Genomic DNA, 9,800 nt, shown 5'->3' with positions numbered 1-9,800 from the left:
GCCAACACCACGACGGCCCCGCCCGCGCACCCCCGTGGGAGCGCGCGGCCGGGGCCGTCACCAGGCGAGGCAGCCCTGGGGCTGCTCGGCAGCTACTCGGTGCCTACTCCGAGGCGATCGCGTTCAGGACGTTCATCCGGCCCGCCCGGAACGCCGGGACCAGGGCCGCGAACAGGCCCACGAACGCCGAGCCGATGAACACCGTGATGATCGTCGGCCACGGAATCTCCAGAACGCCCAGGCCCTCCAGGGCCAGCAGCTTCTGGGCGGCCGTGCCCCAGCCCATGCCCAGGCCGAGGCCCAGGACTGCACCGAAGAGGGCGATGACCACCGACTCCAGGCGGATCATGCGGCGCAGCTGGCGGCGGGAGAGGCCGATGGCGCGCATCAGGCCGATCTCGCGGGTCCGCTCGACCACCGAGAGCGCCAGGGTGTTCACCACACCCAGCACCGCGACGATGATCGCCAGGGCCAGCAGGCCGTAGACCATGTTGAGGAGTTGGCCGACCTGGTCCTTCAGGTTCTCCTTGAAGTCCGTCTGGTCCTGCACCAGGTACTGCGGGTAGGCCTTCATGGACTTCTTCAGGGTGGCGTATGCCTGCGCCTCCTTGCCGTCCTGCGCCTGCGCGAACATGGCCACGGTCGCCGGTGCCTTGTCGGCGGGCAGGTAGCGCTCGGCGGTCGTGATGTTGAGGTACATCGCGCCCTTGTCGAGCGAGGTGTCGTCCGAGGTGATCGCGGCGACCTTAAGCTCGGCGGTCTTCCCGCCGACGAAGGCGGTCGAGATCGTGTCGCCGACCTTGACGCCGTGCTTCTTGGCCATCTCCTCGCCGATGGACATCGCGTCCGCGCCGTACGCCGCGGCCAGGTCGCCGTCGGTCACCTCGCGCCGCAGGTCCGTCGCGTACGACGGGTCGGTGGCGCTCAGCCGGTCCCGCAGCTTCTTCCCGTCGGGGAAGGTCAGTTCGGCGCTGGCGGACTTCAGGCGGGTGACGTGGGCGAGGTCGGGGGAGTCCTTGACGGTCTTCTCGGCCTCGGGGGTGATCGGCTGCCCGATGTTGGACTGGATGATGTAGTCCGCGCCGACCGACTTGTCCAGCTCGGAGGTCGCCGAGGCGACCATGGAGGAGCCGACCACGGACAGGCAGGCCACCAGCGCGAGGCCGATCATCAGCGCCGCCGCCGTGGCGCCCGTACGCCGCGGGTTGCGCAGCGCGTTGCGCTCGGCCATGCGGCCGACCGGGCCGAAGGCGCGGAGGACGACCGCGCTCAGCACGCGGACCACGACCCCGGCCAGCAGCGGGCCGACCACGATGAAGCCGATCAGCGTCAGGACGACGCCCAGGCCCAGGAACATCGAGCCTTCGGCGGCCTTCGTGGCGCCCGCGGCGGCGAACAGGCCGGCCGTGCCGGCGCCGGTGAGCACCAGGCCGATGGCGGCCCGCACCCAGCCGGACCTGCCGTCGGCGGGCGTGCCCGCGTCCCGCAGCGCGGCCATCGGGGAGACCTTGCCCGCCCGGCGGGCCGGGAGGTACGCGGCCAGGACGGTGACGACGATGCCGAGGACCAGGCCGATGACGGGGGTGGTCCACTTGATCGTCAGATCGTTCGTGGAGAGGTTCATGCCCATCTGGCCCATGAGCTTCATCAGGCCGATGGCCAGGCCGACTCCGGCCCCGATGCCGAGGACCGAGCCGGTCACACCGAGCAGGAACGCCTCGATGAGCACCGAGCGGTTGACCTGCCGGCGGCTGGAGCCGATGGCCCGCATCAGGCCGATCTCACGGGTGCGCTGGGCGACCAGCATGGAGAAGGTGTTGACGATCAGGAAGATGCCGACGAGGACGGCGATCCCGGCGAAGCCGAGCATCGCGTACTTCATGACGTCCAGGAACGAGCCGACGTCCTCCGCCATGGAGGCGGCGGCCTCGGATTTCGTCTGCACCTTGTGGGTGTCGGCGCCGAGCCGGTCGGTGACGGCCTTCTTCAGCTGCTTCTCGGTGGTGCCGTCCTGCGCGGTGAGCAGCACCGAGCTGATGGCGTCCTTCTTGCCGAGGAGGCGCTCCTGCGCGGTGGGGGTGTCGAAGAAGACCAGCGCCGCACCGGGGTTGGTGGCGGTGAACGCGGCCACACCGCTGATCTTCGCCTCGGTCGTGCCGGGGAACGCGATGACCTTGACCTGATCGCCGACCTTCAGGTCGTGCTTGTCGACGGTGTCCTTGTCCAGGACGACCTCGGCCGGGCCGCGCGGGGCGTGCCCGGAGACCAGCTCCATCATCTGCTGGTCCTCCTCGCCCCAGTTGCCGGCGATGGTGGGCGCGCCGGAGGTGGGGCTGAGGCTGTCGTTCTTGCTGTCGACGAGGGTGACCTGCTCGCTGGAGATGTCGGCGGTCGCGGACTTCACGCCGTCGACCTTCCGCAGCTCGTCGGCCAGGGAGGCGGGCAGCGTCTCGGGCCTGCCGGTGCGCTGGGCGTCCTTGTCGACCTTGGCCGAGACGGTGACGTCCGAGGCCGTGGAGTTGAAGAGCTTGTCGAACGTGGTGTTCATCGTGTCGGTGAAGACGAGCGTGCCGCACACGAACGCCACCGACAGCAGGACCGCGATGGCGGAGAGCGCCATGCGTCCCTTGTGCGCAAAGAAGTTGCGCATCGAGGTTTTGACGACGGTCATGAGGTCCGCCCGCGCGCGTCGAAGTCCTTCATGCGGTCGAGGACGGACTCCGCCGTGGGGTTGGACATCTCGTCGACGATCCGGCCGTCGGCGAGGTAGAGGACACGGTCCGCGTACGAGGCGGCGACCGGGTCGTGGGTGACCATCACGATGGTCTGGCCCAGCTCGTCCACCGAGCGGCGCAGGAAGCCGAGGACCTCGGCGCCCGCGCGCGAGTCGAGGTTTCCGGTCGGCTCGTCACCGAAGATGATCTCGGGGCGGGCGGCGAGGGCGCGGGCCACGGCGACGCGCTGCTGCTGGCCGCCGGAGAGCTCGGTGGGGCGGTGCTTGAGGCGGCCGGCGAGGCCGACGGTCTCGACGACCCGGTCGAGCCACGCCTGGTCGGGCTTGCGGCCCGCGATGTCCATCGGCAGCGTGATGTTCTCCAGCGCGTTCAGCGTCGGCAGCAGGTTGAACGCCTGGAAGATGAAGCCGATCCGGTCCCGGCGCAGCTGCGTGAGCCGCTTGTCCTTGAGCTGGGTGATCTCGGTCTCATCCAGGTAGATGTTGCCGGAGGTCACGGTGTCCAGACCGGCGAGGCAGTGCATCAGCGTGGACTTGCCGGAGCCGGAGGGGCCCATGATCGCGGTGAACTGGCCCCGGGCGATGTCCACATCGACGTGGTCGAGGGCGACGACGCGCGTCTCCCCGGTGCCGTACGCCTTGACGACCTGTCGCGCCTTCGCGGCGACGGCCGTACGACCCCCACTGCCCCCAGACTTGGGAATGGTCACAGCCGTTGTCACGGTAAATCTCCAATGCCGTAAGTGAGAAGAGATGGATCCGGTACTGGATCGCACCTCGGGTACGCAATCGAGTCTGCGGTGGGCGAGGGGGTCTGCGCGCTGGTGCGGATCGCCGTATCCGGTGGGGGGCTAACCCCACCTCCCGGCCCCGATGAACCCCCTGCCACGCCCTGTGAAAAGGCTAAAGTCGCCAGGTCGTACCCCTCGTCATCCACCGGAACGAACCCCACGTGGCCAGAAGTACGGAACTCCCCCTAGGGGGACTCCCCCGTCCGACCGAGCGGCCCCGGGGAAGGATCCTGCGCCCTCCCGCGACGTGAGGGTCAAGCCCGCCCGTCCCACCAGCCGAGATGCGTGGTTCCACCCCGGGTCGGGGCGTGGAAGGGTGCCTCGTACACGAACTCTCGGACACGAACTCTCGTACACGAACCGCGGAGGGGGCACGGGTGAGCGGCACCGCGGGACGGACGAGCCATGGCGCCCTGCCCGGCACCGGCAGCCCACCCGCCGTACGCCGGGGACCGGTCGCCACCGCGCTCATGCTCGGCATGGCGCTCGCCGCGCTCGACTCCACCGTCGTCTCCACCGCCGTACCGCAGATCGTCGGGGACCTCGGCGGCTTCGCCGTCTTCTCCTGGCTGTTCTCCGGCTACCTGCTCGCCGTGACCGTCACCCTCCCCGTCTACGGCAAGCTCTCCGACTGCTTCGGCCGCAAGCCCGTCCTCGTCTGCGGGGTCGCCCTCTTCCTGGTCGGCTCGCTGCTGTGCGCCACCGCCTGGGACATGGCCAGCCTCATCGCGTTCCGCGTCGTGCAGGGGCTGGGCGGCGGCGCGCTCCAGGGCACCGTGCAGACCGTGGCCGCCGACCTCTACCCGCTCAAGGAGCGGCCGAAGATCCAGTCCAAGCTGTCCAGCGTCTGGGCGGTGTCCTCGGTCGCGGGCCCGGCCATCGGCGGGATCCTCGCCGCCTACGCGCACTGGCGCTGGATCTTCCTCATCAACCTGCCGGTCGGACTGCTGGCCCTCTGGCTGATCGGCCGCTACCTCCGCGAGCCGGAGGGCCACCGCAGCCGCAGGCCCCGCATCGACTGGGCCGGGGCGCTGGCCGTCTTCGCCTGCGGCGGACTGCTGCTGACCGCGCTGGTCCAGGGCGGCACCGCCTGGCCCTGGCTGTCCGCGCCCTCGCTCGGCCTGCTCGGCGCGAGCGCACTGTGCGCCGCGGCGACCGTGGTGATCGAACGCCGCGCCGCGGAACCGATCATTCCCGGCTGGGTGTGGCGGCGGCGCACGATCGCCGCCGTCAATCTGGCCCTGGGCGCCCTCGGCCTGGCCATGGTCGCCCCGACCGTGTTCCTGCCGACATACGCGCAGTCGGTGCTGGGGCTCGGGCCGACCGCCGCCGGATTCGTACTCTCCACGATGACGCTCAGCTGGCCGCTGTCGGCCATGGTGAGCAACCGCGTCTACAACAGGATCGGGTTCCGCAGCACCGCGCTCATCGGGATCGGCCTCGCCACCCTGATCCTGCTCTCCTTCCCCCTGCTGCCCTTCCCCGGAGCGCCCTGGCAGCCGGCCCTGATCATGCTGCTCCTGGGAGCGGCCCTCGGACTGTTCCAACTGCCGCTGATCGTCGGGGTCCAGTCGACCGTGCGGTGGGCCGAGCGCGGTACGACGACGGCGTCCGTGCTGTTCAACCGGCAGCTCGGGCAGAGCATCGGCGCCGCGCTCTTCGGCGCCGTCGCCAACTCCGCACTGGCCGCGCGCCTGGCCGACGCGCCCGACTCGATCCGGGCGGACCTCCCCGGCCGGCACCTCGACTCGGTCTCCCGTGCGCTGGAACACCCCGGGGCGCTGACGGAGGCCGCGGCCGACTATCTGCGGCGGGCCGTCGACACCGCCGTCGACCACGTCTACGTGGGCGCCGCCTCCGCCACGGCCCTGGCCTTCCTGACCCTCCTGGTCCTGGCCCCCCGCCGCTTCCCCGTCCTCCAGGACGGGGAAGGCGACTGACGCCCACCCCGGCAGGCGGCGTGGTCCGCTCGGCCGGCCGGGAGCCATCGAGCACCGCGGTCACCGCCGACCCGCGCACAACAGTCGATCGCCACGGCGGAGGCCGGCGGAGGCCGGCGGCGACCACTCGCGGCAACACCCCCGCGCCGCAAGGCGGTTCGTGCGGCGGTCAGTCCTCCGAGCTCGGCGCGGGCCCCGGCACCGGGGTCGCCGGGGTCGCCTCCCCGAGGCGGCCGCCCGAGAGAGCCGCCAGACTGCCGCGTACGTGCTCCAGGTGGCGGCACACCTCCTCGCGCCGCCCCGCATGCTCGCGAAGGACACCCTCCGTCTCCTCGGCAACCCGCCGCTCCGACGCGCGGGCCCGCTCCAGCACCTCGGCGGCCTGCCGGCGGGCAACCTCCTCCTCCTGCCGCGCCGACTGCGCCACATCCGACAGCCGCTGCTGCGCCTGCGCGAGACTGCGCTCCCCCAGCTCCACCAGCTCCGCGATCCGGGTGTCCATCGCGGCCTCGCGCTCGGCCTCCTCACGGCCCGCCTCGTCCCACCGAGCGGCCAGCTCCTTCTCCTGGGCGACCTCCAGCTCCTCGGTCCGCTGCCGCGCCTCCTTCAGGCCCGCCACCGCCTCGGCCCGCCACTCCTTGGCGTCCCGCCGAGCCGTGACCCGGACATCCTCGGCCACCCGCTGCGCCGCCACCCGGCACTGGCCGGCCCAGGTCTCGGCCTCGCCGCGCACCCCCTCCGCGTACGCCCGCGCCGCCTCCCGTACGGACGCGGCGGCCGTCTCGGCCTCCTCGCGGCACTGCCGGGCGGCCGCCTCGGCGGTCTCGCGCAGCTCGGCAGCCTCCGCCTCGGCGGTGGACAGCAGCAGTTCGGCGCGCGGGCCCAGCGACTCGTACGTCTGCGGGGGCAGCGCGGCCAGCTGCTCCTTCAGGCGGGCCGCCTCCTCCTCCAGATTCCCGGCGAAGGCGGTGAGCCGGGCCGCGCGCTCCCAGGTCTCGTCGCGCTGCTCGGCCAGCCGGGCGACCACGCGGTCGACCTGCTCGGGCCGGTAGCCGCGGTCGCGGCCGCGTACGACCCCGAAGCCGGTGGGTGACACGGACGCACTCATCCTGAAGCCCCTTATATCCGTCATGGTGGTCATGGTGGCGATACACCATTCTGCGGCACACATCTTTCTGGATCCGGCCGAACCACCCCCAACGCGACACTCCGCCGACATGGCGCGCACTCGGCGCTCGGGGGTGCGCAAACCCGGCGGAAATTCCACAGCTCGCGCCCTTAGGCTGGTCGGCATGACCACAACGGGGGCAGACGCGGAAGCGGGCGCGCGCGGCGCGCCCGCCGGTCCGTGGTGGTGGGCACGGCGGCGCGCGATGGTCCTGGACGTGCTCCTGGCCGTTGCGTCGATGATCGAGTGCACGATCGAGGGCATCACCTTCGCGGACAAGGCGCGGATACCCGCGGCCATAGGCCTCGTACTCGGCCTGGCCGCCGGGGCCTCCCTGCTGCTGCGGCGGCGCTGGCCCATCGCCGTCGTCCTCGTCTCCGTCGCGATCACCCCGGCCGAGATGGGCTTCCTCCTCGGCATCGTCGGCCTCTACACGCTGGCCGCCTCCGACGTGCCCCGGCGCATCACCGTCGCCCTCGCCGGCATGAGCATGGCCGGAACCCTGCTCATCACCTTCATCAACTTCCACCAGGACCTGGGCCAGGAAGACTCCGCGCCCCTGTGGGCCAACCTGCTCGTCTCGATCGTCCTGGCCATCGGCCTGACCGCCCCACCCCTGCTCCTCGGCCTCTACGCGGGGGCGCGGCGCCGACTCGTGGAAAGCCTGCGCGAGCGCGCCGACGGACTGGAGCGCGAACTGTCGCTGCTCGCCGAACGAGCCGAAGAACGGGCCGAATGGGCCCGCAACGAGGAGCGCACCCGCATCGCCCGCGAAATGCACGACGTGGTCGCCCATCGGGTGTCACTCATGGTCGTGCACTCCGCCGCCCTCCAGGCCATCGCCCTCAAAGACCCCGAGCGAGCCGCCAAGAACGCCGCCCTCGTCGGGGACATGGGCCGCCAGGCCCTGACCGAACTCCGCGAGATGCTCGGCGTCCTGCGCACCGGCGGCGAGCGCACCGCGGCCTCCGCCGCGCTCGCCGAGATCGCCACCACCGGCGCCCGCCCCACCCAAGAGGCGGAAGAACCGGACACCCTCACCCTCGGCGAACTCGAAAAGCTCATCGGGGAGTCCAGAGCGGCCGGCATGACCGTCGAACTGTCCGTCGAAGGCGAGGAGCGCTCGTACCCGCCGCAGGTCGAGCAGACCGCCTACCGCGTGGTCCAGGAGGCCCTGACCAACGTCCACAAGCACGCGGCGGGCGCCAAGGCCCTCGTACGGCTCGCACACCGGGACGCCGAGGTCGCCGTACTCGTGGAGAACGGCCCCCCGGCCGAGGGCGCTTCGGGCGCCCGCCTCCCCAGCGGCGGAAACGGGCTCATAGGCATGCGGGAGCGGGTCACCGCCCTAGGAGGCGGATTCGTGTCCGGCCCCACCGACACGGGCGGCTTCCGGGTATCGGCGGTCCTGCCGGACGGCGCGAACACCTGAGCGCACGGGGACCGCTTCGGACGCACGAGACACCTCAGCCCGCGTGACGGACAGCGCCCGACTCAACCCGTGACGAACGAACAGCACCGGACCCAACCCGCGACGAACGAAACCCGTGACGGACGAACAGCGCCCGACTCATCCCGTAACGAACAGTCTGGACGGGCGGGTTCCCATCAGGAGCGTGGACAGCGCCTGGTCTATGTCGCGGCCCAGGTACCAGTCGCCGGTGTGGTCCAGACCGTAGACCCGGCCCTCCGCGTCGATCGCCAGCACCGCGCCCGCACCGTCGGTCTCCACCCCCAGCGGAGAGACCTCGACACCCAGCGCACCCCCCAAGTCGCCCAGCGTACGCGCCATATGGAGCCCCCGCATCGGGTCGATGACGAACGAGGTCGGCGCGACATTCCGGCCCGGCCCCTGGGCGGCCACCCGCAGCCCGCCGAACTCCGCCCACGCCTCGACCGCGGCCGGGAAGACCGTGTGCCGATGGCCCGCGGGCGACACATGGGCGCGCAGAGTGTCCGCCCAGTACTCGGCCTGCTTGATGTCCCAGCGGCCCGGCTTCCAGCCCGCGTCGTACAACGCCACGTCCACCCCGACAGGAAACCGGGTGGCGGCGTTCCGCTCGAAGGGGCGCACCTCAGCCCCCATCGGTCGCCGGGTCGACCGCACGCACGCCGAAGTGCGCCAGCAACGGCCCACACGAACGGCAGGGCGACGCGTACGCGCCATGGAGCGGGTCGCCGTCCTCGCGGATGTGCCGGGCGGTGAGCTTGGACTGCTTCAGCGCGCGCTTCGCCTCGCTGTGGCCCAGCGGCTTGCGGGAGGCGCGCTTGCTGCGGTTCGCCTCGGCAGTGGCCAAATAGCGGGACAACAGGACCGTTTCCGGGCAGCGCCCGGTGAAGCGCTCGCGCCGCTCCGAGGCCAGCCCATCCAGGAACTCCTGGACGAGAGGGTGCAGCACGGGCGGCTGGTCGGACTTGGTGCCCGTCGCCGTGAGGGTCTCACCGCGCACCGACAGCGCCGCCGCCACGGCGGGCAGGATGCCGTCCCGACGGTGCCGGAGCGCCGGAGGTGCGGCGGAGTCGTCGACAGCGCTCCGGGTGGGCCGGTGGTCCGCCGGCGGTGTCGTACCTGCGTCGGATGCGTCGATCTCTGGTGCGGCGCTCATGGTGGTCGTGCTCTTCCCTCCCGTGCAATCCCCCGAGTTGCGGGGACAGCCTGCCAAATGTGCAGGCAGATGGGGAAGTCGGCGACACACAGCGCGCACGTCGCGCCACCCCGGGTGACACGATATGACGTGCCGTCACGATCGCGCTACGGAGTGCGACAAGAGCCGCACGCGGCGGGCGGACCGGGACGTCTGGACGCCGGGGCCGGCCGGGACGACACGACGGCGGACCGGGACGTCTGGATGTCAGGGGCAGCCGGGACGATACGGCGGGCGGACGGGGCGTCAGGGCACCAGGATCAGCCGGGACGATACGGCGGGCGGGCCGGGCGTCCGGCTGCCAGGATCAGCCGAGTCGATACGGCGAGCAGGCCGGGTCGATACGGCGAGCGCGGCGGGGCGGAACGAGGGCTCCTGGCCTGATCACCTGTCGGACCCAACGCTTAGGCTGTGCCCCGAGAGCCGACGCAGCAGCGGGCAGGGGACAGGGGGCAACCACCGTGACGACAGGCCGACTTGGGCTGGGCGACACACCCCCGGCCACATCCCCCGCCACAACTG

At 71.7% G+C, this 9,800-nt stretch carries 7 protein-coding genes; 2 read left to right on the top strand and 5 right to left on the bottom strand.

Going from position 1 to position 9,800, the window contains the following annotated elements:
• Nucleotides 1-103: 103 nt before the first annotated feature.
• Both AOK16_RS16245 and AOK16_RS16240 read right to left on the bottom strand, forming a co-directional pair.
• Complete coding sequence (locus tag AOK16_RS16245; protein ID WP_055472959.1) at nucleotides 104-2,671, bottom strand: ABC transporter permease; 2,568 nt, start codon at nucleotides 2,669-2,671, stop codon at nucleotides 104-106.
• The gene (locus AOK16_RS16240) at nucleotides 2,668-3,456 is read right to left on the bottom strand and encodes an ABC transporter ATP-binding protein (protein WP_055472958.1); all 789 of its coding nucleotides are present in this window, start codon (nucleotides 3,454-3,456) and stop codon (nucleotides 2,668-2,670) included. The genes AOK16_RS16245 and AOK16_RS16240 overlap by 4 nt, the downstream gene beginning before the upstream one ends.
• A gap of 446 nt (nucleotides 3,457-3,902) precedes the next feature.
• On the opposite strand from AOK16_RS16240, the gene AOK16_RS16235 reads away from it, so the two are divergent.
• Nucleotides 3,903-5,465: an MFS transporter gene (locus tag AOK16_RS16235; RefSeq protein WP_055472957.1), complete on the top strand. Its 1,563-nt coding sequence runs from the start codon at nucleotides 3,903-3,905 to the stop codon at nucleotides 5,463-5,465.
• Between the two features lie 169 nt (nucleotides 5,466-5,634).
• Here the strand turns inward: AOK16_RS16235 and AOK16_RS16230 are convergent, their stop codons facing one another.
• Entirely contained in the window at nucleotides 5,635-6,573 is a 939-nt protein-coding gene (locus tag AOK16_RS16230; RefSeq protein WP_055472956.1) for a hypothetical protein, read from the bottom strand.
• A gap of 184 nt (nucleotides 6,574-6,757) precedes the next feature.
• Between AOK16_RS16230 and AOK16_RS16225 the strand changes: the two genes are divergently transcribed.
• The gene (locus AOK16_RS16225; protein ID WP_055472955.1) at nucleotides 6,758-8,065 is read left to right on the top strand and encodes a sensor histidine kinase; all 1,308 of its coding nucleotides are present in this window, start codon (nucleotides 6,758-6,760) and stop codon (nucleotides 8,063-8,065) included.
• 138 nt (nucleotides 8,066-8,203) lie between these two features.
• Here AOK16_RS16225 and AOK16_RS16220 read toward each other — a convergent pair whose 3' ends face one another.
• Together AOK16_RS16220 and AOK16_RS16215 are read right to left on the bottom strand one after the other, a co-directional pair.
• The gene (locus tag AOK16_RS16220; protein ID WP_107098364.1) at nucleotides 8,204-8,719 is read right to left on the bottom strand and encodes an SUKH-3 domain-containing protein; all 516 of its coding nucleotides are present in this window, start codon (nucleotides 8,717-8,719) and stop codon (nucleotides 8,204-8,206) included.
• A complete protein-coding gene (locus AOK16_RS16215) occupies nucleotides 8,709-9,239 on the bottom strand; it encodes a YwqJ-related putative deaminase (protein WP_055472953.1) in 531 nt (176 codons plus the stop codon). Before AOK16_RS16215 ends, AOK16_RS16220 begins: the two co-directional genes overlap by 11 nt.
• Between the last annotated feature and the right edge of the window lie 561 nt (nucleotides 9,240-9,800).

The organism is Streptomyces pathocidini, assembly GCF_001418495.1.
GTDB lineage: Bacteria > Actinomycetota > Actinomycetes > Streptomycetales > Streptomycetaceae > Streptomyces > Streptomyces pathocidini.
This window is presented reverse-complemented; position numbering and strand designations above follow the sequence as displayed.

Excerpts from the sequence above, each read along its gene's own strand:
- AOK16_RS16245 (WP_055472959.1), bottom strand. The coding sequence starts at position 2,671 with ATGACCGTCGTCAAAACCTCGATGCGCAACTTCTTTGCGCACAAGGGA.
- AOK16_RS16230 (WP_055472956.1), bottom strand. The coding sequence starts at position 6,573 with ATGAGTGCGTCCGTGTCACCCACCGGCTTCGGGGTCGTACGCGGCCGC.
- AOK16_RS16225 (WP_055472955.1), top strand. The coding sequence starts at position 6,758 with ATGACCACAACGGGGGCAGACGCGGAAGCGGGCGCGCGCGGCGCGCCC.
- AOK16_RS16220 (WP_107098364.1), bottom strand. The coding sequence starts at position 8,719 with ATGGGGGCTGAGGTGCGCCCCTTCGAGCGGAACGCCGCCACCCGGTTT.
- AOK16_RS16215 (WP_055472953.1), bottom strand. The coding sequence starts at position 9,239 with ATGAGCGCCGCACCAGAGATCGACGCATCCGACGCAGGTACGACACCG.